Source organism: Bradyrhizobium sp. B025, from assembly GCF_042257955.1.
GTDB classification, from domain to species: domain Bacteria; phylum Pseudomonadota; class Alphaproteobacteria; order Rhizobiales; family Xanthobacteraceae; genus Bradyrhizobium; species Bradyrhizobium diazoefficiens.
Window position 1 is genome coordinate 5814065 of sequence record NZ_CP170150.1, and the last position, 23938, is coordinate 5838002.

29 protein-coding genes are annotated in these 23938 nt (G+C 62.4%); 9 read left to right on the top strand and 20 right to left on the bottom strand.

Annotation, left to right across the window (positions count from 1 at the left end):
* Positions 1 to 138 precede the first annotated feature (138 nt).
* From ACE10W_RS27230 to ACE10W_RS27245, 4 genes are all read right to left on the bottom strand, one after another.
* On the bottom strand, positions 139 to 936 hold the full coding sequence (locus tag ACE10W_RS27230) for an enoyl-CoA hydratase/isomerase family protein (RefSeq protein WP_375762141.1): 798 nt from the start codon (positions 934 to 936) through the stop codon (positions 139 to 141).
* A 24-nt stretch (positions 937 to 960) separates the two neighbouring features.
* Positions 961 to 2160, bottom strand: coding sequence for a pyridoxal-phosphate-dependent aminotransferase family protein (locus ACE10W_RS27235; protein WP_375762142.1), 1200 nt, complete (start codon positions 2158 to 2160; stop codon positions 961 to 963).
* Between the two features lie 115 nt (positions 2161 to 2275).
* On the bottom strand, positions 2276 to 3559 hold the full coding sequence (locus ACE10W_RS27240) for an MFS transporter (RefSeq protein WP_375762143.1): 1284 nt from the start codon (positions 3557 to 3559) through the stop codon (positions 2276 to 2278).
* A 55-nt stretch (positions 3560 to 3614) separates the two neighbouring features.
* A complete protein-coding gene (locus ACE10W_RS27245) occupies positions 3615 to 4817 on the bottom strand; it encodes a pyridoxal-phosphate-dependent aminotransferase family protein (RefSeq protein WP_375762144.1) in 1203 nt (400 codons plus the stop codon).
* Positions 4818 to 4950: 133 nt separating this feature from the next.
* Here ACE10W_RS27245 and ACE10W_RS27250 point away from each other — a divergent pair, with 133 nt between their 5' ends.
* From ACE10W_RS27250 to ACE10W_RS27260, 3 genes are all read left to right on the top strand, one after another.
* Positions 4951 to 5700: a GntR family transcriptional regulator gene (locus ACE10W_RS27250; RefSeq protein WP_375762145.1), complete on the top strand. Its 750-nt coding sequence runs from the start codon at positions 4951 to 4953 to the stop codon at positions 5698 to 5700.
* Between the two features lie 104 nt (positions 5701 to 5804).
* On the top strand, positions 5805 to 8780 hold the full coding sequence (locus ACE10W_RS27255; RefSeq protein WP_375762146.1) for an FAD-binding and (Fe-S)-binding domain-containing protein: 2976 nt from the start codon (positions 5805 to 5807) through the stop codon (positions 8778 to 8780).
* Entirely contained in the window at positions 8773 to 9201 is a 429-nt protein-coding gene (locus ACE10W_RS27260; protein ID WP_375762147.1) for a heme-binding protein, read from the top strand. The genes ACE10W_RS27255 and ACE10W_RS27260 overlap by 8 nt, the downstream gene beginning before the upstream one ends.
* 122 nt (positions 9202 to 9323) lie before the next feature.
* Here ACE10W_RS27260 and ACE10W_RS27265 read toward each other — a convergent pair whose 3' ends face one another.
* The 3 genes from ACE10W_RS27265 to ACE10W_RS27275 form a co-directional block, all read right to left on the bottom strand.
* Positions 9324 to 9542 (bottom strand): hypothetical protein, encoded by a 219-nt coding sequence (locus ACE10W_RS27265; RefSeq protein WP_375762148.1) that lies wholly within the window; start codon positions 9540 to 9542, stop codon positions 9324 to 9326.
* Positions 9543 to 9799: 257 nt separating this feature from the next.
* Entirely contained in the window at positions 9800 to 10195 is a 396-nt protein-coding gene (locus ACE10W_RS27270) for a hypothetical protein (protein ID WP_375762149.1), read from the bottom strand.
* 386 nt (positions 10196 to 10581) lie between these two features.
* Positions 10582 to 11055: a hypothetical protein gene (locus tag ACE10W_RS27275; RefSeq protein ID WP_375762150.1), complete on the bottom strand. Its 474-nt coding sequence runs from the start codon at positions 11053 to 11055 to the stop codon at positions 10582 to 10584.
* Between the two features lie 582 nt (positions 11056 to 11637).
* Here ACE10W_RS27275 and ACE10W_RS27280 point away from each other — a divergent pair.
* A complete protein-coding gene (locus ACE10W_RS27280; RefSeq protein ID WP_375762151.1) occupies positions 11638 to 12123 on the top strand; it encodes a hypothetical protein in 486 nt (161 codons plus the stop codon).
* A 311-nt stretch (positions 12124 to 12434) separates the two neighbouring features.
* Here the strand turns inward: ACE10W_RS27280 and ACE10W_RS27285 are convergent, their stop codons facing one another.
* Positions 12435 to 12968 (bottom strand): hypothetical protein, encoded by a 534-nt coding sequence (locus tag ACE10W_RS27285; RefSeq protein ID WP_375762152.1) that lies wholly within the window; start codon positions 12966 to 12968, stop codon positions 12435 to 12437.
* Between the two features lie 130 nt (positions 12969 to 13098).
* On the opposite strand from ACE10W_RS27285, the gene ACE10W_RS27290 reads away from it, so the two are divergent.
* Positions 13099 to 13467 (top strand): CarD family transcriptional regulator, encoded by a 369-nt coding sequence (locus ACE10W_RS27290; RefSeq protein WP_375762153.1) that lies wholly within the window; start codon positions 13099 to 13101, stop codon positions 13465 to 13467.
* On the opposite strand, the gene ACE10W_RS27295 is transcribed toward ACE10W_RS27290, so the two are convergent.
* From ACE10W_RS27295 to ACE10W_RS27325, 7 genes are all read right to left on the bottom strand, one after another.
* The gene (locus ACE10W_RS27295; RefSeq protein WP_375762154.1) at positions 13464 to 13730 is read right to left on the bottom strand and encodes a hypothetical protein; all 267 of its coding nucleotides are present in this window, start codon (positions 13728 to 13730) and stop codon (positions 13464 to 13466) included. The genes ACE10W_RS27290 and ACE10W_RS27295 overlap by 4 nt on opposite strands.
* A 68-nt stretch (positions 13731 to 13798) precedes the next feature.
* Complete coding sequence (locus ACE10W_RS27300; RefSeq protein ID WP_375762155.1) at positions 13799 to 14212, bottom strand: VRR-NUC domain-containing protein; 414 nt, start codon at positions 14210 to 14212, stop codon at positions 13799 to 13801.
* Positions 14209 to 14769: a metallophosphoesterase family protein gene (locus ACE10W_RS27305; protein WP_375762156.1), complete on the bottom strand. Its 561-nt coding sequence runs from the start codon at positions 14767 to 14769 to the stop codon at positions 14209 to 14211. Before ACE10W_RS27305 ends, ACE10W_RS27300 begins: the two co-directional genes overlap by 4 nt.
* Positions 14770 to 14798: 29 nt before the next feature.
* Positions 14799 to 15095, bottom strand: a complete 297-nt coding sequence (locus tag ACE10W_RS27310) for a hypothetical protein (protein ID WP_375762157.1) — start codon at positions 15093 to 15095, stop codon at positions 14799 to 14801.
* A 99-nt stretch (positions 15096 to 15194) separates the two neighbouring features.
* Complete coding sequence (locus ACE10W_RS27315; RefSeq protein WP_375762158.1) at positions 15195 to 15629, bottom strand: hypothetical protein; 435 nt, start codon at positions 15627 to 15629, stop codon at positions 15195 to 15197.
* A 10-nt stretch (positions 15630 to 15639) separates the two neighbouring features.
* Complete coding sequence (locus tag ACE10W_RS27320; protein WP_375762159.1) at positions 15640 to 16512, bottom strand: metallophosphoesterase; 873 nt, start codon at positions 16510 to 16512, stop codon at positions 15640 to 15642.
* Entirely contained in the window at positions 16512 to 17339 is an 828-nt protein-coding gene (locus tag ACE10W_RS27325; RefSeq protein ID WP_375762160.1) for a hypothetical protein, read from the bottom strand. The genes ACE10W_RS27320 and ACE10W_RS27325 overlap by 1 nt, the downstream gene beginning before the upstream one ends.
* Before the next feature lie 91 nt (positions 17340 to 17430).
* Between ACE10W_RS27325 and ACE10W_RS27330 the strand changes: the two genes are divergently transcribed.
* Positions 17431 to 17718: a hypothetical protein gene (locus tag ACE10W_RS27330; RefSeq protein WP_375762161.1), complete on the top strand. Its 288-nt coding sequence runs from the start codon at positions 17431 to 17433 to the stop codon at positions 17716 to 17718.
* On the opposite strand, the gene ACE10W_RS27335 is transcribed toward ACE10W_RS27330, so the two are convergent.
* Positions 17675 to 18190 (bottom strand): hypothetical protein, encoded by a 516-nt coding sequence (locus ACE10W_RS27335; protein ID WP_375762162.1) that lies wholly within the window; start codon positions 18188 to 18190, stop codon positions 17675 to 17677. The two genes, ACE10W_RS27330 and ACE10W_RS27335, sit on opposite strands and share 44 nt — an antisense overlap.
* A gap of 83 nt (positions 18191 to 18273) precedes the next feature.
* Between ACE10W_RS27335 and ACE10W_RS27340 the strand changes: the two genes are divergently transcribed.
* Together ACE10W_RS27340 and ACE10W_RS27345 are read left to right on the top strand one after the other, a co-directional pair.
* Positions 18274 to 18528, top strand: a complete 255-nt coding sequence (locus ACE10W_RS27340; protein ID WP_375762163.1) for a hypothetical protein — start codon at positions 18274 to 18276, stop codon at positions 18526 to 18528.
* Positions 18529 to 18542: 14 nt separating this feature from the next.
* Positions 18543 to 18977: a hypothetical protein gene (locus ACE10W_RS27345; RefSeq protein ID WP_375762164.1), complete on the top strand. Its 435-nt coding sequence runs from the start codon at positions 18543 to 18545 to the stop codon at positions 18975 to 18977.
* 41 nt (positions 18978 to 19018) lie between these two features.
* Here ACE10W_RS27345 and ACE10W_RS27350 read toward each other — a convergent pair whose 3' ends face one another.
* Entirely contained in the window at positions 19019 to 19366 is a 348-nt protein-coding gene (locus tag ACE10W_RS27350) for a hypothetical protein (RefSeq protein WP_375762165.1), read from the bottom strand.
* Between the two features lie 365 nt (positions 19367 to 19731).
* On the bottom strand, positions 19732 to 19932 hold the full coding sequence (locus ACE10W_RS27355; protein WP_375762166.1) for a hypothetical protein: 201 nt from the start codon (positions 19930 to 19932) through the stop codon (positions 19732 to 19734).
* Between the two features lie 322 nt (positions 19933 to 20254).
* Here ACE10W_RS27355 and ACE10W_RS27360 point away from each other — a divergent pair, with 322 nt between their 5' ends.
* Positions 20255 to 20725, top strand: a complete 471-nt coding sequence (locus ACE10W_RS27360) for a hypothetical protein (protein ID WP_375762167.1) — start codon at positions 20255 to 20257, stop codon at positions 20723 to 20725.
* Positions 20726 to 21979: 1254 nt separating this feature from the next.
* On the opposite strand, the gene ACE10W_RS27365 is transcribed toward ACE10W_RS27360, so the two are convergent.
* Both ACE10W_RS27365 and ACE10W_RS27370 read right to left on the bottom strand, forming a co-directional pair.
* Entirely contained in the window at positions 21980 to 22426 is a 447-nt protein-coding gene (locus tag ACE10W_RS27365; RefSeq protein WP_375762168.1) for a hypothetical protein, read from the bottom strand.
* Between the two features lie 255 nt (positions 22427 to 22681).
* Positions 22682 to 23530 carry a hypothetical protein gene (locus ACE10W_RS27370; RefSeq protein WP_375762169.1) on the bottom strand — a complete coding sequence of 283 codons (849 nt, stop codon included), beginning with the start codon at positions 23528 to 23530 and terminating at the stop codon, positions 22682 to 22684.
* Positions 23531 to 23938 lie beyond the last annotated feature (408 nt).

The window sequence follows — 23938 nt, forward strand, 5'->3', positions numbered from 1 at the left end:
GCAGCTTAAGCCAGGGGCGTGACGGAATCCTAACGCCTTGGCATGCAACTGCCGTATCTCGCTTGTCACACACGCTTGCTGATCTTGACGGCGCCGGCTGGCGCGGCATGTCCACCGGCTCAGAGGACCTGGCGCGCGCTACCTGCCCTTCCAGACAGGCGCACGCTTGTTGAGGAAGGCGTCCATGCCTTCACGGAAATCCTCGCTCATATAGGCCTTGAGGATCAGGTCCTCGCCCTCTTCGCGCGACAGCGTGCGGCGGATGCGGCGCACCGCTTCCTTGGTTGCTTCGAGCGTGAGCGGCGCATGGCTGGCGACGAGCTTTGCGGTCTCGTCCGCGCGGCGCTGCAGCGTCTCGACGTCGGGCACGATCTCGTTGAGCAGGCCGAGCGCCAGCGCCTCCGGCGCCTCGACCAGGCGCGCCTTGAAGATCATATCCTTGGTGCGGGCGGGACCGACCAGCGCGACGACGCGGCTGATGTTCGACATCGACAGGCAATTGCCGAGCGTGCGCGCGATCGGGAATCCCATCCGCGTCGTCTCAGTGCCGATGCGGAGGTCGCAGCAGGCCGCAATGCCGGCGCCGCCGCCGGTGCAGGCGCCGGCGATCGCCGCGATCACGGGCACGCGGCACTGCTCCAGCGTGCCGAGCACGCGGTCGATCCGCGCCTCGTAGTCGAGCGCGTCCTGCGCGGTCTTGAACGCACGGAACTGCGAAATATCGGTGCCGGAGGCGAACGCCTTGTCGCCCGCGCCGGTCAGGATCAGCGCCTTGATCGAGCGGTCGGCGTTGATCTCCTGGCAGATCTCCGCCATGCGGTCATACATGGCGAAGGTCATGGCGTTGCGCGCCTGGGGGCGGTTGAAGGTGATCCGCGCGATGCCGTCCGTGACGGAGTAGAGCAGGTCTTCGTTGGTCGTCGCCGGTGCGTTCATCACGCGCTCACTTTCTAGGTTAGTTCAGGCCACCTGAGCCTTGGTCATCGGCACCACGTCGCGCCCCTTCAGGACGTCCATGGCCGCCAGCACGCCGCCGCTCCGGTGCGGGATCTTTGCAAGATCCAGGCCCATCTCGACGCCGGCGAGCGTACCCATCAGCATCAGGTCGTTGAAATGACCGATATGGCCGATGCGGAACACCTTACCCTTGACCTTGCTCAGGCCGGTGCCCAGCGACATGTCGAAGTTTTCCAGCACGACCTTGCGGAAGGCGTCGGCATCAAAGCCGTCGGGCACGCGCACGCCGGTCAGCGCCGGCGAATGCGCGGCGGGATCGACGCATTGCGTCTCGAGGCCCCAGACCTTGACGGCCGCGCGCGTCGCCGCGCTGTGGCGCTTGTGGCGGGTCCAGACGTTCTCCAGCCCCTCCTCCTCCAGCATCTTCACGGCTTCACGCAGGCCGTAGAGCAGATTGGTCGCCGGCGTATAGGGGAAGGTGCCGAGCTTGTTGAAGCTGATGACCTCCTGCCAATCCCAATAGGAACGCATGCCCGGATTGGCCTTGGCAATCGCGAGCGCCTTCTCCGAGACGGCGTTGAAGCCGAGGCCGGGCGGCAGCATCAGGCCCTTCTGCGAGCCGGCGACCGAGACGTCGATGCCCCAGGCATCGTGCTCGTATTCCATCGAGCCGAGGCCCGAGATCGTGTCGACCATCAGCAGCGCCGGATGCTTGACGCGGTCGAGCAGCTTGCGCACCTCCAGCGGCGGGGTCACGCAGCCGGTCGAGGTCTCGTTGTGGACGACACAGACCGCCTTGATGGTGTGCTGCTTGTCGGCGGCAAGGCGCGTCTCGATCTCGGCTAGATCGGCGCCATGGCGCCAGTCGCTCGGAATGAAGTCGACGTCGAGCTTGAACTTGTCGGCGATGCCGCGCCACAGCACGGCGAACTGGCCGGTCTCGCACATCAAAACCTTGTCGCCGGGCGAGAATACGTTGACCATGGCCGCTTCCCAGGCGCCGGTACCGGACGAGGGAAAGATGATCACGGGCTGCTTGGTGCGGAACACGCGCTGCATCGCGGCAAGCACGGCGAAGCCGAGCTCGGCGAACTCCGGACCGCGATGGTCCAGCGTCGGCATGTCCATCGCCCGCAGCACGCGGTCGGGCACGTTGGTCGGTCCTGGAATCTGTAAGAAATGCCTTCCAGTATGCACGGTCATAGGCGTCCTTCCCGGTCTAGCCTTATTTTGAAGGCCGCCGAATAGCACCATTTGACCGGCTTGTCCCCTCTCCAAAGGGCGACTCCCATGCATAAGCGTCGGGCCTCCGCCGGCCCTATTCCGCAGCCACCATCTTTCCGGCCGGCCCCCTGCCCTCGACCTCCGCGAATGGATGCTCCGGGTGCATCAGGAAGGCGGAAAAGCCGCCGAGCAGCAGCAGGCCCATCGACATCAGGAACGGCAGGTACCAGTTGCCGGTCGCGTCGATCACGAAGCCCGCGACCAGCGGCGAGACGATGGCGGCGAAGGCCGAGCCAGTGTTCATGATTCCCGACGCAGTGCCCGAATATTTCGGGGCGATGTCCATCGGGATCGACCACATCGGGCCGATCACCAGCTCGGCACAGAAGAAGCCGGCCGACAGGCACAGCGCCACCACGGTGATGTCGTGGACGAACAGGATCGGCAGCAGCGAGAGCAGCGCCCCCGCAAACCCTGTTACGGTGACGCTGAGCCGCGCCAGGCGGACATTGCCGGTGCGGTCGAGGATCTTGTCCGAGATCACGCCGCCGACGCTGTCGCCGACCACGCCGGCGAAGAAGACGCCGGAAGCGAACAGCGCCGAGTTCTTGATATCGAGATTGTAGTTGTTCTTGAAGAACAGCGGCAGCCAGTTGAGGTACAGCCACAGGCACCAGCCGTAGCAGAAGTAGGTGAGCGTCACCGGCCACATCCGCCCGAGCAGCGGGCCCCACGGCACGCGCGGCCGCTCGCCGGTCGGGCGCGGCGGCAGCGCCGCGAGCTCGGCCTCGGTGATGGAGGCGTGCTCCTTCGGCTCGTTGCGGAAGTACCAGACCCAGATCACGCCCCAGATGAGGCTGACGAAGCCGAGCACGACGAAGGCGCCGCGCCAGGTCAGCCAGAGGATCAGCAGCGCCACCACCGGCGGCGTCACGGCATTGCCGAGCCGGGCGAAGGAATGGGTCAGGCCTTGCGCAAAGCCGCGGCGGTTGGCCGGTGTCCAATATTGCATCGCGCGCGTTGCGGTGGGGAACGTCGCGCCCTCGCCGAAACCGAGCGCGAACCGCGCGACGAACAGCGCGGCGAGACCGGTGACGAAGCCGGTCATGATGGTGGCGACTGCCCAGATCATGCCGCACCAGAACAGCGTCTTGCGCGGCCCGAAATGATCGCCGACCCAGCCGCCGATAACCTGGAACAGCAGGTAAGGATAGGCGAAGGCCGAGAAGACGAGGCCGAGCTGGGTGTTCGACAGGCCCAGCTCCTTCTGGATCTCGCTCGCGGCCGTGCCGATGTTCACCCGGTCGACATAGGTGATGAAATACATCGCACAGAGCATCGCCAGCACGACATGCGTGGCCTTGAACCGAACCCCCATCTCACCCCTCCCGTATCGCTGTTGTTATGATTGCTGCCCGCCTGTCCCGCGCGACCTAAGTGCCGACCACTTTCAGATGCGGCGAGGCGTTGCCTTGCGGACGCTGCTCCAAGAGCTTCATCGCGACATCGACGCCACCGGAGCGATGCGGCACGCCGGCAACCGACAGGCCCATCTCGACGCCGGTGAGCGCGCCGAGCAGCGTCAGCGCATTGCATTCGCCGAGATGGCCGATGCGGAAGACTTTTCCGGCGACCTTCGACAGCCCGGAGCCGAGCGACATGTTGTAATTGTCGAGCACGACCTTTCGGAATTGATCGGCATCATGCCCCGGGGGCATCAGCACGGCCGTCAGCACCGGCGAGAATTCGGCCGGCTCCTGGCAGAGCACTTCGAGGCCCCAATGATTGACGGCGGCGCGCGTCGCGGCGGCAAGCCGCTGATGCCTGGCGAAGACGTTGGGAAGCCCCTCCTCGAGCAGCATCGCGATCGCCTCGCGCAGGCCGTAGAGCAGATTGGTGGCCGGCGTGTAGGGGAAGAAGCCCTTGGCATTGGGCTTGAGCATCTCCTCCCAGTCGAAATAGGAGCGCGGCATCTTGTTGGTCTTGGACGCCGCCAGCGCCTTCTCCGAGATCGCGTTGAAGCCGAGGCCGGGCGGCAGCATGAAACCCTTCTGCGAGCAGCTGACGCTGACATCGACCTTCCACTCGTCGTGGCGGTAGTCGACCGAACCGAGCGAGGAGATGGTGTCGACCATCAGCAGTGCGGGATGGCCCGTGCGGTCGATCGCGGCGCGGATCTCGGCGATGCGGCTGGTCGCGCCGGTTGAGGTCTCGTTGTGCACGACCATCACGGCCTTGATCGTGCGCGCCTTGTCCTCGGTGAGCTTGGCCTCGATCACCGCAGGATCGGCGCCGCGGCGCCAGTCGCCCGGCACGAAATCGACCTCGATGCCGAAGCGGCCGGCCATCTGCCGCCACAGGGTGGCGAAATGGCCGGTCTCGACCATTAGCACCTTGTCGCCCGGCGACAGCGTGTTGACGATCGCAGCCTCCCAGGCCCCGGTCCCCGACGAGGGGAAGATCACCACTGGACCCTTGGTCTGGAAAATCTTCTGGCTGCCTTCGAGCACGGTGCGGCCGAGCTCGCCGAACTCCGCGCTGCGGTGGTCGATCACGGGCATGTCCATGGCGCGCAGGACCCGCTCGGGGACCGGGCTCGGGCCCGGAATCTGAAGGAAATGGCGTCCCTGATGCATGAAAACCTCCCTATCAGCGGGTTATGGCCGGCTCTGCCGGCTATTTTGCATTCATTTTTTGTCCTTTCAATCGAAATTTGGTATTCGATTGTGGACGTCGACGCGACCAAACGGGCAAACTACTGTGCTGCAAATGAAATCCACGATTCCCGACACCGGGGTTCCGATCACCCCGCCCGCCGGCAACGGCAGCGACCGCCAAGAGGACCGCCAGGAGGCCTCGCTTCACGGCGAGATCCTGCTGCGGCTGCGCGACTACGTGGTCGAAGGCAACATTCCGGAAGGCGCGCGCGTTCCTGAGCGCCAGCTCTGCGAGATGCTCGGCATCTCCCGCACGCCGCTGCGCGAGGCCCTGAAGGTGCTCGCCGCGGAGGGCCTGATCGAGCTATTGCCCAACCGCGGCGCACGCGTGCGCCAGCTCAGCCAGCGCGACCTCGAAGAACTGTTTGACCTCATGGCGGGGCTGGAGAGCCTGGCCGGACGCCTCGCCTGCGAGGCCATTACGGATGCGGAGATCACCGCGATCGAGCAGCTGCATTACGAGATGTACGGCCACTATCTGCACCGCGACATGCACGGCTATTTTCAGACCAACCAGCGTATCCACGAAAGCATCGTCGCGGCCGCGCGCAACGAGACACTGAAGACCGCCTACGCCAATTTCGCCGGCCGCATTCGCCGCGTCCGCTACTCCGCCAATTTCGCCCGCAAGCGGCAGCGCTGGGCTGAAGCGATGCGCGAGCATGAGGCCATCCTCGACGCGCTGCGCCGGAGAGCCGCCAGCGAGCTCAGCGACATCCTGTTCCAGCACCTGCGCAACAAGCGGACGGCCGCGATCGAGCACCTGACCGAGCCCCAAGAGGGCGCACCGGCGGCGCCTTGAGGGCGGCCGGCTTGCTCATTTTGCATTCATAATATAATCGGTCTGGAACCATAATGAATAACTCAGCAAGGCCTAGGCCTCGCTGAGGCAGTCCGGGATCAGGGATGACAAACGCCTCCTCGCTCGAACGGCGCCTGCGGTCGGAATTGACCGGCGACATCCTGTTCGACGGCTTCAGCCGCGGCCGCTACGCCACTGACGCCTCGTTCTACCAGATCATGCCGGCCGGCGTGGTGGTCCCGAAGACCATGGACGAGGCGCTGCGGGCCTTGTCGATCGCCCGCGACGAAGGCCTGAAGGTCACCCCGCGCGGCGGCGGCACCTCGCAATGCGGCCAGACCGTCAATGACGGCCTGGTGGTCGATCTCTCCAAGCACCTGAACCGCATCCTCTCGCTCGACGTCGAGGGCCGCACCTGCGTGGTCGAGCCCGGCATCGTGCTCGACGACCTCAACCGGCAGCTCAAAAAGCACGGCCTGTGGTTTCCGGTCGACGTCTCCACGGCGTCCCGCGCCACCATCGGCGGCATGGCCGGCAACAATTCCTGCGGCGGCCGCTCGCTTCGTTACGGCACCATGCGCGACAACACGCTGTCGATGGAGGCGTCGCTCGCCGACGGCACGCTGAGCCGTTTCGGCGAGGTCTCGCGCGATCTCTCCGACGTCGAGGCCAGCGACAGCACCCGCGCGCTGTTTCGCGACATGCTCGATCTCGGCACGCGCGAGGCCGACGAGATCGCGGCACGCTTCCCAAAGGTGCAGCGCCGCGTCGGCGGTTACAATCTCGACGCCCTGGTGCCGCGCAACGCGCCGAACAACATGGCGCATCTCTTGGTCGGCTCGGAAGGCACCCTCGCCTTCACCACCAGGGTCGAGCTGAAGCTCTGGCCCGTGATCCGCAACAAGGCGCTCGGCGTCTGCCATTTCGGCAGTTTCTACGAAGCGATGGACGCGGCCCAGCACCTCGTCAAGCTCAAGCCGATCGCGGTCGAGCTGGTCGACCGCACCATGATCGCGCTCGGCCGCGACATCGCGATGTTCCGCCCGATCATCTCCGCCGCGATCAAGGGCGATCCGGATGCCGTACTGGTGGTCGAGTTCGCCGAAGAAGACCAGGCCGACAATCTGATGCGCCTCAAGCAGCTCAACGAGCTGATGGGCGATCTCGGCTTCGGCTGGAATAACGAGCCGCGCAAATGGGGCGGCGTGGTCGAGATCACCGAGCCGGCGCTGCAGAGCGGCATCGCCGATTTCCGTGCGGCCGGTCTCAACGTCATGATGTCGATGAAGCAGGAGGGCAAGCCGGTTTCCTTCGTCGAGGACTGCGCGGTACCGCTGCCGCATCTCGCCGACTACACGGCGCGGCTGAACGAGGTGTTTGCCAAGCACGGCACCAGCGGCACGATGTACGCGCACGCCTCCGAAGGCTGCCTGCATGTGCGCCCGGTCCTGAACCTGAAGCTGGAGAAGGACGTCAGGGCGATGCGCACCATCGCCGAAGAGGCCTTCGCGCTGGTGCGCGAGTACAAGGGCTCGCATTCCGGCGAGCATGGCGACGGCCTGGTGCGCTCCGAATTCCACGAGACCATGTTCGGCGAGCGTCTCGTCGCCGACTTCAGGGAGGTGAAGCAGCGCTTCGATCCCGCCGGTGTTCTCAATCCCGGCAAGATCGTCGATGCGCCCAAGATGGACGACCGCTCGCTGTTCCGCTTCAAGCCGGACTATCGCGTTGGCGAGCTGAAAACAAAGCTCGACTGGTCCGCTTATCCCGGCGCCGGCGGCGGCTTCCAGGGCGCGATCGAGATGTGCAACAACAACGGCGCCTGCCGCAAGCTCGAGGGCGGCGTGATGTGCCCGTCCTATCGTGCGACGCGCAACGAGAAGGACGTCACCCGCGGCCGCGCCAACACGCTGCGCCTTGCGATCTCCGGCCAGCTTGGCCCCGATGCGCTGTCCTCCGACGAGATGATGGAGACGCTGAAACTCTGCGTCTCCTGCAAGGCCTGCCGCCACGAATGCCCGACCGGCGTCGACATGGCCAAGATGAAGATCGAGGTGCTCGCCGCGCGCGCCACCAGCCACGGCCTGAGCTTGCGCGACCGCCTGGTCGGCTACCTCCCGCGCTATGCCGGCCTTGCGTCGCGCTTCGCGCCAATCGCGAATTTGCGCAACCGCAGTACGCTGCTGCGAAAGCTGTTCGAACGCTTTGCCGGCATCAGCGCGCGCCGGGCGCTGCCCGCCTTCCGCAGCGATGTGTTCGTGCCGCCGGCTGATAGCATCGGTCCTGAAGCCGGCCGCGAAGTCGTGCTGTTCGCCGATACTTTTAATCGCATCTATGAGCGCGAGAACCTCGATGCCGCGCTGCGCGTGCTCGCGGCCGGCGGTTATCGCGTGCATATGCCGAAGCCTGCGACCGGCAGCCGGCCGCAGTGCTGCGGCCGCACCTTCCTCTCGGCCGGCCTCGTCGACGAAGCCAAGGCCGAGCTTGACCGGCTGGTCTCCGCCTTCGCGCCTTTCGCCGCGCGCGGTGTGCCTATTGTCGGTCTGGAGCCGAGCTGCCTCCTGACGCTGCGCGACGAGCTCTCTTCGCTCCGCAAGGACAACGACGCCAAGGCCGTCGGCGCCCACGCCCTCACCTTCGAGGAGTTCCTGGTGCGTGAGGCCGAGGCTGGCCGGCTGCAACTGCCGCTCGGCAACGTTGCCGACAAGGCCATGGTGCACGGCCATTGCCATCAAAAATCCTTCGGCGCCTTCAAGCCGGTCGAGCAGGTGCTGCGCCTCGTCCCCGGCCTCAAGGTCGAGACCATCGAGTCCAGTTGCTGCGGCATGGCCGGCGCCTTCGGCTATGGCGCGGACACATACGATGCTTCGATCGTGATGGCCGAGCTGTCGCTGCTGCCCGCCGTGCGGCGCGCGGATCAAAATACGCTGGTCGTCGCCGACGGCACCTCGTGCCGCCACCAGATCCACGACGGCACGAAGCGCGAGGCGCTTCACGTCGCGCGCGTGCTGGCCATGAGCCTCGATCGCGCCCCCCCTTCAAACGCCACTCCCGCTACAAAGGAACCAAGCCATGGCTGAACTGACCCTCGACGTCGCCCGCAAGATTCTCGACGCCGCTTTCGCGAAGTCCACCGAGCTGAAGCTGAAGCCGCTGGTCGTCACCATCCTGGACGCCCGTGGCGTGCTTAAGCTCGCGGCGGCGCAGGACGGCACCAGCCTGATGCGCGCCGAGATCGCCCACGGCAAGGCCTATGGCGCGCTCGCGATGGGCATGGGCTCGCGCGCCCTGTTCCAGCGCGCGCAGGAGCAGGCCTATTTCATCGACGCCGTGAACACGATCGCCAAAGGCGCGCTGGTACCGGTCCCCGGCGGCGTGCTGATCCAGGACGGCACGACGCTGCTCGGCGCCGTCGGCGTGTCGGGCGACACCTCCGACAATGACGAAGCCTGCGCCATCGCCGGCATCCAGGCCGCAGGGCTGAAGGCCAACGCTGGATAGCGCTCGACCGCGACGAAGCGAAGCACAAGCGTACGTCGGTGCCACGGCGGGTGATGTCACCCGTTTGAAGCACGGAATGAGTAACAAGTTACCGCTCAGTTACAGGGCGACCCGGCCGCCTTCTACGCGCGCCAGTAAAGGCCGACCCTCTCCCAGAAATTCCACTCCTCGTGCGGGCCCACAATGTTGTTGTGGAGGTTTAGTCGCGCAACGAAGTCCTCGCCGCCATCTATACGGGATTTCGTGACCACCAAGTGCACGTCGCGATCCTCCGTCTTCACAGAGAGCTTGAAGCCATCCTCCTCCAGCTCTTTGACGACGTCGTACAGCCTCACTTTCATGGCAGGTTTCCTCGCGTTCGAGCGAACGTCGGCGACAGGGCTGAAAGGCTCAACAGGTTTTGGATTCACGCTGTCGTGAATCGCGCCAGCTGCACTTGAAATGTTCCCGCACGGTAACTTTTCGTCGCTGTCGGCTGCCAGCGCGGCTACCCAACGGGAGTGGCAGCTCGAATAACCCGGCCCATGCGTCGGCCAAGCATGCTCCCGGATCAGGAGCTGCGCGCTTCTTCACTCGTCCCACCCCATCGCCTCCGTGTTTAGGACCCTCGCACGATTTCGAAGTTGTCGTTCATCAGATTGACGAGACGCTTTTCACCTACGTCGGTGACCACTTCTTCAAAAATGTGCTTACCGTTGGCGCGGAACCTCTTGTCCATCGCGAATGGATGGTCGACGCCGTGGCGCTCCCGCAGCTTCCAGGCGACCTTCCGGATGGTCTGAGGGTTAAAGCCCGCTTCTCGGAAATGTCGAATGAAGGCGCTCTCGATGAGGTCGAGGAAGCCGAGAACCGTCTTTCCTCCGACGCGAGGGAGCTGGCGGAGTAGGATCGGGCTGGCGTCGCTGTTCCCATACCCCCTCAACCCGTAAACAAAATCGCTTGGCAAATGGTTAGCCGAGAGGCCATCTTCCATAGGCGTTTGGAGACGTAGCATGTACTTTCTTCAAGTGGTCCTGGTTGTTTTTCTGCTAGCCAGCGCTGGTACAGCCGTGTTCGCCAAGAGCGCGCCGCAGGACCCGACACCTAAATCGCAGTGCCTCGTTAATGCGTCTGAACTGCCGTCGGGAACGCCGCCGGTGATGTGTCCAACTCGCAGCTCGCCAGGAGGCTTTTGCGCCTGTCCCAAATTCTCGAAGGACGGCAACGTAGAAGGATACTACGCTGGTACGGCAAGATAGCCCCGCGACCTGAGCGAGAGCACAAGGGGGGCTTCAGTTGTTCGGCCTCCAGCCGTGTTCCTAACGTGGAATCGTCGCTGCGCTGGCGACGCTCGTCTACAATGCTATGCACGCGAGCGCCGCCGTTCGAAGTCGACGCGTCTTAGCGAGAGGGCGTCGTGTCTGTGTGACTGGTTTTAGCGGGGAGTTCTGCTAGCTGCGCCTGGATCTGCTGAATTAGCAGCTCCACATGATTCAGTCTGGCCGTGATTTCCGGCAGCACCGATCGCTGTTCTTGCGCGACGGTTTGAGACGACCGAGCGTTCCCTTGGATGTCCACTAATTGCGTGGTCGCACGTTCGAGATCAGTTTGAATCTTTTGCACTCGCGCTAGAGTCTCACTGGGGGCATCGCTGGAGGCTGCAATCGCCTGCGCGAGCCCTTCCAACTTAGATATTTTGCTACCTATTTGATCGTTGAATCGTTCGATTTTCTCGTCGAGTTGCTTTGTATAGATGGCCTGCGCGCTATAGAGCGATTTCATCAGCGCTCGTCTTTGAATCTCGGCGGCTCCGATGCTCACCAGATTGACGGCAACCAGCAAGAACAAGATTAGTCGAGAAGTCATCCAGCGCATGAACGTCCACCGAGTGCTGTTTTCACACTGCCAGGATGTACCAGAGCGCGCGGCGACACGATAGACGCGTGATGCGCATTGCTTGCTTAGCTTCTCTTTGCATACTTTAGAATCCAATTATGCCGAGTCGTTTCCGGGCGGGAGGAGCGATGTCGAAACGAGATCTGAAGGAGTTCCGGCGGCTGGAACGCATTTGTATGGCCGAGGCGGAATTCGCCAACATGGAACCTGAACGCCTTGGGCTGCTGAAGGTCGCGGATGATTGTCGGCGGGCGGCGGGCGAATTGGAATGTCGAGGATTGGACGCTCAAACTCTGAATCGCCAGTGCTGTCCGCTGGCACCCGGCCGTGAGAAGCCGGCAATCCAGAGAACCACTCATGACCATCGAAAGACCCATGTTTCCGTCCCGAGCGGAGTCCGTGGATTCGTTTTCGTCCCAACCCGCTATCGGACAGCGGGAAACGGAGAAACGCACCAGCGAGTCCCGCAAGCCCGCTGAGGGCCTACCGTCCAACATCATAGACTTCCGGAGCGCATCTGCGCGCCGTATCCCCGTGCCCACCGATCCCGCTGAGCCTCGAGTGACAGCCCATCAGCTCGCCGGCCGCAAGCGCAACCCGCTACGGCACTACTACAGTCGAATTGCTGGCGCCGTGACGATCGCCGGGAAGCTGCATCGGGGTGAAGCGCTCCGGTCCGAGGGCTGGATTGACGAGCTTAAGTGGCTCCGCGAAGGCGCCAAGGCCGCCCGGATCTTGGCCGACGAGCTCGACGTCATCGTCAGGCGAACGGAAGCTCCCGAGGCGGTGGAGAGTTTGCGATGGCCTACGAGCAGTACCCGCCAGAGCTCAAGAGCCTTGTATGTGAAGTGCTGGCACGTCTGGGGCCGCAGCAATGAAGCGCCGTCGCCGATCGCACCGAACCCGCAACCGGCAGCGGCTGGCCGCGCATGCCCGCAGACTGAGGCGATGAACACGAGGCCCGCCGGTTCACGCTGGCGGGCCGTGGGCTCGATTCAGCCCATGGCGGACTCAATCAAGCGCAATCTGTTCCGTGACTTCCGCTGATTGGCGCGCTACGCCGCCATGGAGTTTGACCTCCTTGATCGTCAAACTAACGATCACGGCTCCCAGAAGAATAAGCACCGGTTTAAGCTCGTCTCGGAGAAGCATGTAGATCAACGCCCCCCTAGCTTTCGCGTTCCGCCTCCTCGGCGAGACAGGAACCGGGACTCTTAGTTGGAACCCACGGCCTTTGCGACTATTCACGCTAGCGGGCCTTCTTACAGCGATCCCAAGAACCGCCAGATCAACAGCAGCACCACGATTACCAACATGGCGTAGATAGTCCTGCGGCCGATCCGGTTCATTCGAGAACCTCATATTCGAACGCCACGCCTTCGGGGTCGTTCTCCTTGAACCATTTTTCGGCCGCGTCCTGGTTGGCGAACACCTTGATGTGCTCTTTGTCGCCGACCTGTTTGCTCGTGTTGACGTAGACAAAGACCGTCCTCGGTGACCTCGTCTAACGGACACGGGATCGCGCGCCTGGCGACGAACAGACCGATCACGCGGGCGTGCGGCGCGCGCTCCAATATCATCTGCTTGACCGCCTTAAAATGCGAGCCGGTCGTGAGGACGTCGTCGAAAATGCCGACGATGCCGCGCAGGTTTGGCAGCTGATTTTCAGCGATTCTGTAGTTCTGCCGCAGCTCGGCCGGCGACTTCCTGTGTCCACCTTTGAAGGTGTCGGTCGAAGCGATCTGTTCGATGAGCTCACGGACGTCTGTCGGCGCCGGCGCGCGAATGCCTCGGCAGACCTGCACCATTCGGTCGTCGTAATTGGGATCGGTCTTGACCTTCGACGGCGGAATCGGCACCAGCGTTGCTTGCGTCAGCCATTCGGCATTCAAGACCTCAGATAGGTCGCGAGCACATCTGGCGATGGCCGGTGCCTTGTAGTGGTACAGCTATGAGCGCACCGCGTACCGGAAGCAGGGAGAGGACACCTACTCCCTCCTCTCGGACCCAGGCCCATGGTCGATGGCGATAAGCTTCCTTCTGCGGCTCGGCGAGCGGCTGCCAGCGAACACGCAGTCGCGGCAGGGGCACCATGCCGCCAACGTCCACATAGAGCGCCGGCCGCCTGAGCCGGAGCCGGCCCAGCCGCCGCGGCAGCCAGATCCGCCGCCTCGGAAACCCATCACGACATCTCACGGCTTCACCGTCGGAGAGCACGTCGTCTATCCGAGGCACCGCGTCGGCAAGCTGCTGGCGATCGAGCAACAGGAGATCGCCGGCGACAAGGTTGACCTGTTCGTCATCCACTTCAAGAATGACAACATGACCCTGCGTGTGCCGACCGACAAGATCGGGAACGTAGGCCTTCGGCGGCTTGCCGACGAACTCTAGGACGGCTCGCCCTGCGGGAATCGCACCGCAGAAGCATTCTTGGTGCCGCCCTTGATCAGCTCAAAAATGATGCCACCGATCATGGTCTCGACAATGCGACCGTCGTTGATACGGGCTACGATCTCGTCGCGCAGCCCGCTAATGTTTCCAACCGGTATCACCACATCATCGCCGATCAGCGCCACAGCCATCTCGGCGGCGATGTATGGAATCGCAAGCCGCGGGATCCGGACGACTATGTCGCCGTCTTCGATCGTCGCCATCAATGCTTCGTCTCCGCGCCCCCTCAAGCTGCCATCTCCGGTTCCATCGGCTTCAACAACTGCCAGGCCTAGAGCAGCGCGATCGCCTGCGCGAGCCCATTCGCCACCGCGCAGATCGCGCCGGCGTTCACCAGCCGGGCCATCATGACCCGCTGATCCTTCGAAACCCTGCCGCCCTTTGGCTTCTTCATCTCCAGGAAGAACACCTGCCGCGCATGGATGACGAAGATGTCCGGCACGCCCGCAGTGACGCCCTCCTCCTTCATCTCCGTGGCGACCTTCGGATGCCGCTTGCCGCCATTGCCGATCGCAAACGCGACCGCGCCGTCGACAAGGCGTGGCCAGATGTGATCCCGAAACAGCTCGACCTGAGCATCGTGCTCCTCGGTCTTCCTCTCACGCACGGGGCCGCTGGCCAGCAGGGCACGCAGCCCTGCCGACGGCTTCCAGCGTTTGGGGATCCTGCGGAGGCGAATGGTCACGGCTCCAGCTCAACTCCGCTTTCGATTTCGTCGCGTGCTTCCGGATCATTCATCAGCGGCAGTGTGGCGAGATACGACTTGATCGTGTTGAGCCGCACCGGCGCGAAACCGAGCACGTCAACACCAATGTCGCACGACTGGATATTGCCAGCCAGGCGTCCGTGGCTGTGGCCGTACAACATCAAGGCTCCCTTGCGGATGCGAGGCCAGGTGCGCATCGCATAGTGGCAAAGAACGACGTTCTGGGAATCAATCGACGCATAAGCGATGTCTCGCACGCTCTCCCATGGCAACGCGAGCGTCGCCGCGTCATCATGATTGCCTTTGATGAGATGCTTGCGGCCGTTCAGGCTCGCAAACAGCTGCGATAACTTGTCGGCCGGGTAGCGGTGCGCGAAATCGCCCAGATGGATGACGGTGTCGGTCGTCCGCACAGTGGCGTTCCACCTCTCAATCATCGTCCCGTCCATCTCGCGGACGCTAGCGAAGGGCCGGCGGCACATCTCAATGATGGCGCGGTGTCCAAAATGGGTGTCAGCGATCAGGAATGTAGACATACCACTAACTCTATAAGGACACAGAAACCTCAGATCAGCAGCGACATCTGGACCAAGGGATCGTCGAGGTGGCGCAGCTTGGACGGCTCTTCGTAGGTGACATCCGCCACACGGATCCAGCTCGTTCCGCAGACGCGCCGGCGCGCCACTAGGACGGGTTCGCCGACAGCAAGAACCTGGTGAACCACGATCTCAGCGTACGGGAAGTTCTTCTTGAAGGCGTCGTGCGCGGCGCTCTTTGCCGCGTTGAGCGTGCCTTCGACCTCGATGACACGGTGATCCGGATTGGTTGGATGATTATTGCGAGTGGTAGCCGTGAATTTCATGTTGCCTCTCTGAATCGAGCCTGGATTGAGCTCCTATCACCTTAAGCCCGGTAGCCGATTGGCGCCGGGCGTAAGGCTCTGCAGCTGCCGGATTCCGCGTCAGGCCAACCTCCTCCGCATCACTGCCGGCGCCTTCGGCTTCGGGAACTGCAGCGCGGCCTGCCGCGGCAGCCGCTGCACCTTACGCACGCCGGCGATCGGGTCTTTCTCGAAAATGTGGGCATAGATGCGACAGTCGTTGCTGCCAGCAAGCGCCATCACCTCGCGCGCGACCAATCCGAGCGCCCACGACTTGATCTCTGATGGTATCGCTTCCGTCGGTAGCGGCCGCTGCTCGTCGAAGGTCACGCAATCGCGTGCCCAGGTCCACACGACCGCGGCAATCCGCGCGCGGTCGGCCTCTCGCTCACGCAGATCGTCCTGCCATTTCTTTTGCCGGCGCTCGAGCAGATCGAAGTAAGCCTGCTGGTCGATAATAGTTGTCGTCGGCTTCACCGGCTTCGGCCCAAACCATCGGTTGAAGATTGCCAGCATCTCGTTCTCCTCACATTCCAAACGCCGGCCTCGGCCGCGGCTCCACATCAATCACGAGCGTTGGGTTGAATTCCGGGTTCTCACTCTTGTTGGGACCATCGGAGTAGCCACGCGGATTGCTCACCACTCTGGTCTCGCCGATCTGATAATCGCGATTCAGGTGCACGTGACCGTGCAGCCAGAGCTGTGGCGCCAGGTCGCCGTGCATCAGGTGCTCCATGTCAGCGCAATATAGCCATTGATGCATGACTTGTGCGGGATCCAGACTCCGCTTCGAGGGCGCGTGATGTGTCAGGCACACGGTGTCGCCATCGAATTCCTTCGCCAGCTCGGCCTCGAAAAACTGACGGGCCTCGCGATGCAACGACATCATCACACGCGGTGTGAGCCGATCGCGGCTCGTTCCGCCGCCGTAGCGAATTTCGCGGAAATCGTTGTGATAGTCGCGCTGCATGCGACCGAAGTTCTCGGTCCAGCCTTTCTGCGACAGCTCCATTGCGTTCTTGAGCGTCCATCCAGCCGGGAGCGCTGAAAAGTCAGCCCACAAGGTGCCACCGACGAAGCGCGCACCTTCGATCTCGACGGCCTCGTTCTGCAGCAAGATGATGCCGTGCTTCGCCGCAATCTCCCGCGCGCGATCAATCTGATCGGCGTAATGCGTGTGTTCTTCTCCGCTTCCCTGCAGACCCTTGTAAAAACAGTGATTGCCGGGCACGTAGATAAGCGGCCGCGGGAACGACCGCGCGACCCAATCGAGACCACTTGTCATCGGGTTGGTCACATCACCGAGCACAACAGTGACGTCGCACGCGACCTCAGGGACGTCATCCCAACGGTTATGCGGGTGGCCGATGTGCACGTCGGACAGGAGGCGAATGCGCATTACGCCACCACGCTCTGGCTGCCCGCCACGGCGAGATCCGGCTTGCCGGCGATCTGGCCGCCCATCCCGACGATGTCGGCATCAAGAGCGGCGCGGCCGCGCAACCGGAAGGTCACCGCCCGCAGTCGCCGCACGTCGTTCTGCGTGTCGGCAGCGATCTGCCCCCAGCGCTCTTCCTGCAGCGCCAGCATCAGCTCGAGCGGCTCGTCGAACGCTGGCAACTTCAGCGCGGCAGCGAGTGCTTCAATGCTGCCGCCGCGAGCCGGCCCGGACCAAAATGCCATCGTGTCCAGCACTCGGGTCGGGTCAAACGGCCGACTTCCGACGGGCCACCAAGCGGGCAGCTTCACGGAGTTGATGATGCAGCGCTGCCAGATGAACCTTACGAGCGAGCCATCCTGCACCACCAGTGCTGGCATCGCCTTTTCATCCGGATACAGCTTGAAGAGATCATCGGCGAACCCGGCCAGCACGTCCCGCTCACAGAACGTAGCGCCATTCTGACCGAGAACGCTGACCGTCGCGCAGTAGCCTGCCGACCACGCGATCGCCGCGAGCTGACCGATGCACGGATCGGTCGCCGACTTCACGTACGCTTCGATCCGCCGCACGTCCTGCTTGCGATTGAACTCGCGCATCTCGTGCACGGCGTCCTGGTGGCGGGCCTTTTTGGCAGCCTCGATCTTTTCATCGTCCTTCAGGTTCTTTGGGATATCGCGCACCTTTAACTCGACCTGATGGGGGTAGCGCGCCTTTTGCGCCCGCATGAAATCGTCCTTTGCCGCGGCCAAAGGCGGCGTCTGTTTCGCGGCCAAGAAGAGCAACATTCCAACGTCCTCCATCTGAATCTCTAGCGCGTTTAGGTTCTGTTAACACGCATTAATGTACACCGTCAATTCGCAAACCACAGGAGACACAGTGAGCGACTTCTCAACCAATCCTTACGCCTACGGCAACGCGACAGCAGCCATCGCGACCCTTGGTGCGACCGCCGCCTTTGCCGCGACACACGATGCGGTCAATCGCGCCATCATGATCGCGAGATTGAACAGCACGCGTCGGCAAGTCGCAAATCGAATTCGTCGCGATCGAGCTGAACGTCGCCAACTCGCACTCGATCTCGCTATCGCAAAGTGCGACGCCGCCCTCGCGCGATATCACCTTAAACGGCTCGCAGAGCAACTACGGCAAAGCCGCCGGCGCTGAAGCAAGGGTCCCAAGAATTCGGCTCCGAGCGACCGCCCCGCTCGGAGACTTTGGGGACACCATCGATAATCATATCGAAGTGCAGGTGCCCGTAAACCGCTTGTTTTCCGGCCTGAACGAGGCGATCAAGCTCCTCGATCGAGAGTAAAGCGAGCCAAGCGCGGATGCCAAGCTTAACATCCGGGAGCGGCAGCTCGGCGCCAGAAAACATCGCATCGGCGACCCAGGCCATGACCAAATTTGCTTCGGTCTCTTTCGCTGCCGCTGCTTCCTCGCTGCGTTCAAAGGGATCGAAGGGCAGTAAACCGAAATTTGCTGCCACGTCGTTCTCCACGAAATCCGGCAGCGGCTCGTAGATCGCCGGAAAGAATTGCATCAAGATCGCGTGCACGGGCACTAAGGCGATCTCCACCGTTTTATTTGCAGCCCAGAATACTGCGCGGCCGACAGCCGCCATGAGGTTTTTAAGCATTCTACGAATCCTTGCGGCTTGACACTTGTTACCAACTCGGCAACGATTAGTGTTGCATCATCAATCGTAATCAGTATCGCTGCATGTCGCAAACTCTGAAAGTCCCAGATTCTCTCGCCGGCCGGCTCGAGCTGGTGGGCCGCGCATTGCACGGCACGCGCTGGCAGCGACCGCTCGCTGCGGCGCTCGGGGTGAGCCACGTCGCGCTTTCCAGGTGGGTCCGCGGCGGCGGTACCAACATCGACGTGGACGCGGCGTTGTTCAAATTGTTGCGAGCCCGGGCGCGCGAGATCGATGCCGCCCTGCTCGCATTGCTCGATTTCTACAAGAAGCGTTGAAAGAGGCTCGGAACATGGCACGTTCAGATGCGTGGTCGCAGTTCGAACTGGATAAGGCGAAGGCGATGCACGCGCTCGGTACCTCGCCGGGTGAGATTGGCGCTGCGATCGGTCGCAGCAGGGGCGCAGTAGAGACGATGCTCCACCGTAAACTTCGCTTGCCCCGCGCGCCTTCCCAGCGCGCGCCTACCACGCGGACGATGACATGGGACCCCAACGCGATCCGCCGTCTCGGTGAGCTGGTGAACGCGGGGAAGCAGCTGGACGAGATTGCGGCCGCTTTCAACGCCACGCCCAGCGGTATCTCCACAGCTATCTCTAGGTTCGGGGTTAAGCCGGGTTCGACCCTGCGATCGTGCATGTGCTGCGGGAAGGCCTTCTTTTCGGCCGGGCGGCACAACCGGCTCTGCTCCACCTGCGGCACCGGCGAACTGGCCTGCGTGGCGTAGCCAGACAACGGAGAAAACAAATGGCCTCAGTTCAAGCCGTCCTAGACCTCTGGCAAGCCTGCGACCAGCACCGGATCTCGTTCCGCGAGATCGCGGATCTGTTCAGCAAGCACTTCTCTGCCGGAAACCTCGTCTCCGCCGATGATGCGACCGTCGCTAAGATGATCGGTCACATGGAACAGGTCGAGAGGGTGCGACGCGAGCTGCTCGCGGTAAAGCCGGCTGCGTCTGCCCAGCAGCGGCCGATGCGACAGCCGGTGGCTGACGAGACGATGGAGGTCGAGTCCGATCGTGGCGATGACGATGACAACGACCAGATCGATCTGTCCACGGACGCGGACCGCTATCCGCGGCCAAAGGGCGACGAAGCTGACGACTTCGACATCCACGACAACACCATTGGCTATGACCGCCCCGACGAGGACGTGGAGGAGGAAAACTTCCCCGAGCCGGACGATATCGCGCCGGTCGAGCCTGCCCCTGTGCGCGCACAGCCTCTCGCGGCGCCCCCAGCCGAGACAAGGCGGGCGGAGCCGATCGCCCCGGTAACACCGCCGGCCAGTGCGCCGGTCCAACCGCCTGCGGCCCCTCGGGCACCAGTGGTGCGACCCACGACTCCGCGGCCAGGGCTCGCGGCGCAGCCGCCGGCTGAGCGGAGGCCAGCGCCGCAATCCGTCGCGCCGGCGCGGCCGCCATCGGCACGGCTTCCGCGACGACGGCCGCCAGCAACTTCGGCGGCGCCAGCGAAGACGGATCAGCCGCCAGCGCATTCGCAGCAGTTGCCGCGCGAGCCCGCCGCAGAGATCTCGCCCAGCAGCGCGGGCAAAGGATTGAAGCCGCGCACCGACATGGGCTTCTTTCCGACGCTCATCGGGGAGTACGACCTCAGCCCGGAAGCAATCAAGAACGCCACCTGGGACAAGCCGGTTCCGATGCGCATTTCTTCGGAGACCATGAGCATGCCCGGACGAGAAGCGGCTGGGCCATCGCCGAGCGCGGCTCGTACGGCGAGCCCGCCTGCAGCTTCGGCGGAGGCTCCTCCGGCGAAACCTCATCTCAAGCCGATCCGCCGGCCGGCTTGGCTAGGGGTCATCGCGGAAGAAGATCCGCCAGACCACTTGTGAAGCCGGCCAGACGGAACTGCGCACGATCCGATGTCCGTCGTGGCTGCCGCCAAGACGAAGATTTTTCCACTCCTAACGCAAGGCAGAAATCGATGAAGCCGACGCCATTCGACCAGATCGATCAGCCTCTGCGCGGAGGTCCTGACCTTGCCGTTGTCAGAGACCCTTCGCGCGGGTCTTGCGCTCCGCGACGCCGGGTACGATGTCCCCAAGGTATCCGCGGATATCCACGCCTACGTCTTAAACTGGCTTTTGGCTCTCGTAGCTGAGCACGGCGCTACGTGGCGGGAGGTCGCTACCGGCGAGCTGGTCCGGGCCATCGACAAGGGTCGCGAGTTGGGAAACCACGATCACCTCGCGATCAAAACCCGCAAGATCCGGGCGCTAACCGCGATGAAGCTCGTCGCCGCAGACGAAGCTCGCTTGTCGACTATCGAGGAGCCCTGGGCCAGGGTACTCGAAGCGGCCGACTGGCGGGACCTGACCGACTACGTCGCAGGCACCTTCGTCTACGTCGCGGGCTACGCATATCAGTCGCCCGTCCTCTCAGTCGCCGTCGCGCGGCGCGTCGCCACGAGCTTTCGTACTGGTACAAGCCCCCCCCGGACGGACCGCTGTCGATGACCGTGGTGGGTTGGAAGCCAATCCCAGAAGATGGGATTTCCGTCTACGAGCGCGAGCGGTGGCTCTATAGCATGACTGATGCCGCCTATGTGCGGCCGCCTGAACCCGTCTACGAAGCAGGCGGCGCTGAGGTTCGGCTGTCGCCCGTGCCTCGCGAACTCCTGAGTGCGATGGCTGGCGGCGCCGTTCTACGTGAGAGATCATTCAGATGGACGGAATGGTCGCTTCAGCGGCCCGGATCGGCGCCCGCGCGGATCGGCGAGCGTGGTGTCAACGCCTTGCGCAAAGTCGCTTTCATCTGGCCGACTAACACGCTGCCATGAGTTTGAGTTTGACTGGACCATCACTGGCGCTGGCCTCGCTTGGCTGGAAGCCAACGGAGCCGCCAGGTTGTCGCGGTCCGCCTAACCGGTCGGTACACGTGCGCCGTACATGTGCGCATCTAAAATTTGCGCCCGGCATTACTGCGTATAAAAAGGAACATCTACCCGGCGTTTGGGAACACCTACTCGGGAAAAGCATTTTGAGACCGCCCTGCCCGCATTTAAGGGATTTGAGACGCGCGTAAGGATTTTGAGACGCCACACGTCTGTTTCTGCGATTTTGGTACGTCCGCCACGTTTTTGGTACGGCTCGAGAATTCGCAATCGCACAGTATTTCACTAGCACGATCGGAGATCAGATGGTCCTGTCCTTGGGTCTCGGCGGCTGATGCGCGGCCGCCGGCGCGATCTTCGGCGTCACCATCATCATGAACAGCTGACTGTAATGGTCGCTTCCAGCTTCATGCTCCTGAGGACGGCGCCGGTCGAAAAGCCGACCGACACCATGAAGGTCGCCAAGATGCAGGCCAAGGTCTTCGTCGTCGCTCCGTCCCCCTGCCTTTAATCCATACGCAGTGGCGTTCCGTGCGGCCATCCGGTGGCCAAATAGACCGGCCAAGCGATTGCGCGGGGGGCTAGCCCATGGGTGTCATTCGGCCTGCAATATTGCCCCCCTGAGCCGGGGGATCGGCGTCCAAAATTGGCTATGACGCAGTTTTGGTGCAGCTTTATTCTGCGCCGATTAGTCTGGCTTGAAGCAGATCGATTTTGCCACGGCCGTACATTTGGCGTCTGACGAGCTTGAGGCGCGTGATCTGCCCCTCAGTCTGTCCGTTGGATCAGGGCGAGGTGATCGCCGCGCGCCACGAGGATCCGTGAAACAAAATGCTGAGACAGAATATCGTGATCACTTCAGACGGACGATCACTTCCTACGATGAAAGAGCACTGGCAACGGTCATGATCGCGAAAGACCCGAGACTGATTGAAGCAAGCTTGTACGAATGCCGCCGAACTCTGAGCGGCATCAAGGAACCCAGAAGAACCCAGCCCATACCTGCGAATATCGACATGACCGCATAGGTGGCAATCCAAAGATAGGCTTGGATTGCAGCGTCAGCCGGTATCAGAACGACTCCGACTAACATCGCCTTTGGATTGACGATTGTCGTTATGAGAATTCTTAGGAATGACTCGACCGGAGTTTTATACTGAAGCTCAAATAGTGTTCTCCACAACCGCACAGCGGTATACATCAGCCAAAGAGAGGCAATTGCTTTAACCAGGAAAAACATAGCAGGATTAGCGCGTACATTTTGGGCGAAGACAACAAAGAACGAAATAGCAATCACGTAACCTATCGCCTCAGCAAAAGGCATAGAGATACTTCGGCGAACCCCCATGGCTGCGCCACATGTAGCGAGAACCGTGTTAGTCGGCCCAGGCGTCAATAGTATGATCAACGATGTGGCAACGAAAGCAAGAGTGACCATGGGAAATCGATGGAGATTTCATGTCAAAGGGATTTTGCATCGTGACGCTCGCCGCCTCCAGTTCTCCAAAGATTCGCTCTACTACCAGAAAGGAGGGCAAGATGCCCGAGTCCAAGTGCAACGACGCCGTGATCGGCGCACCTAACCCGCTTCAGCTCCAGTTTCCGCGACCGGACTGCCAAGTGCGTCGGCTCGCTTTCGCATCGCATGCATGACGGCGAGCAATCCCTGGACCAGAAATCGACTCTCAGACAATCCCGCTTCTGTGATCCCTCCTGGTGTCGCAATGCGATCTACTCCTCCGGAGTGGCCTATCGGGAAGTCGTGACCGGAAAGGGACAGGGCCGTAACGCTCTCCGCAACCCGCTGCCACTTCGGATTTTCCTGGCGGCTATCGAGAAACACGGCGATCGCGGTCCTAAGGGCAGTGCGGATTACGGTTGCGAAGGGTGAAGTAAGGATCGTCAGTTCGTTGTACTGTCGGTCATCCTGCACGGTGATTACCGAGCCGAGGGCGTTGAGAAAAGCAAGACCGTTACTCAGTGCTTGATTTGCGCCGCCGGGTTCGTAGGCAAAGAAAACGAACTCTGATCGGCCCGGAAGAATAATCGGCACGATCCGCACAAGCGTGCCATAGGGCAAGAGTGCAGCGAGCGCCTTGGGTGGCGTATCCGCGCCGGCCAACAAGACTACGCCGGAAAAGCTCTGGAAGGGCTTAGAGTGCACGCGGGCGATATCGGTCAGTGCCCAATTCGGGATGGCACAGAGCAAGATATCTTGATTCATCACCCGCGGGAGCGGTGCGCTGCTCAGCCCGGGATAATTGATGTCAACTGCGCATCCGTCCGCTTCCTCTCCAACTGCTTCAGTCCAAGCGAAGCGGCGGCTCCACACCGGGAGATGACGGCCCCAGATGTCTTCAACGCTGCGACCGATAGCTTGTCCGAGTCGGCCGGCACCAATTAGCCCGACTTGAAGATCGTGGACCATCCGAACCGCGCACACTTACCGCTTCAGAGAGACGCTGACAGACTCATCTGCACACGAGCCCGCCCCTCACCAACTGCAAACACAGGCTGACGATGACGTCAGTTTTGGAGCGCAAGGCCACTCACATGATCTTCGAGGAAGTGATAGCCATGACCTTCGTGGAAGTGTCCGACCACGGCATTACCCTTCTCGGAACCTATTCGTCCGCCGCGTCGCGAGGACTTCGCGGATCAAACAGCGTTCGGTCAGTACTTGACCGAGAACGCTTATAAACGCATCGAAGAAGAACATCTCGATCGATAACGATGCACGTTCCGAGATTCAGCAGGCGATCGGACGCTCCGCTGAGGCAGCCTTTCGGCCGCAGAAGGGCGAAATACGGAAAGGCGAAACCTTCGATGCACTTCC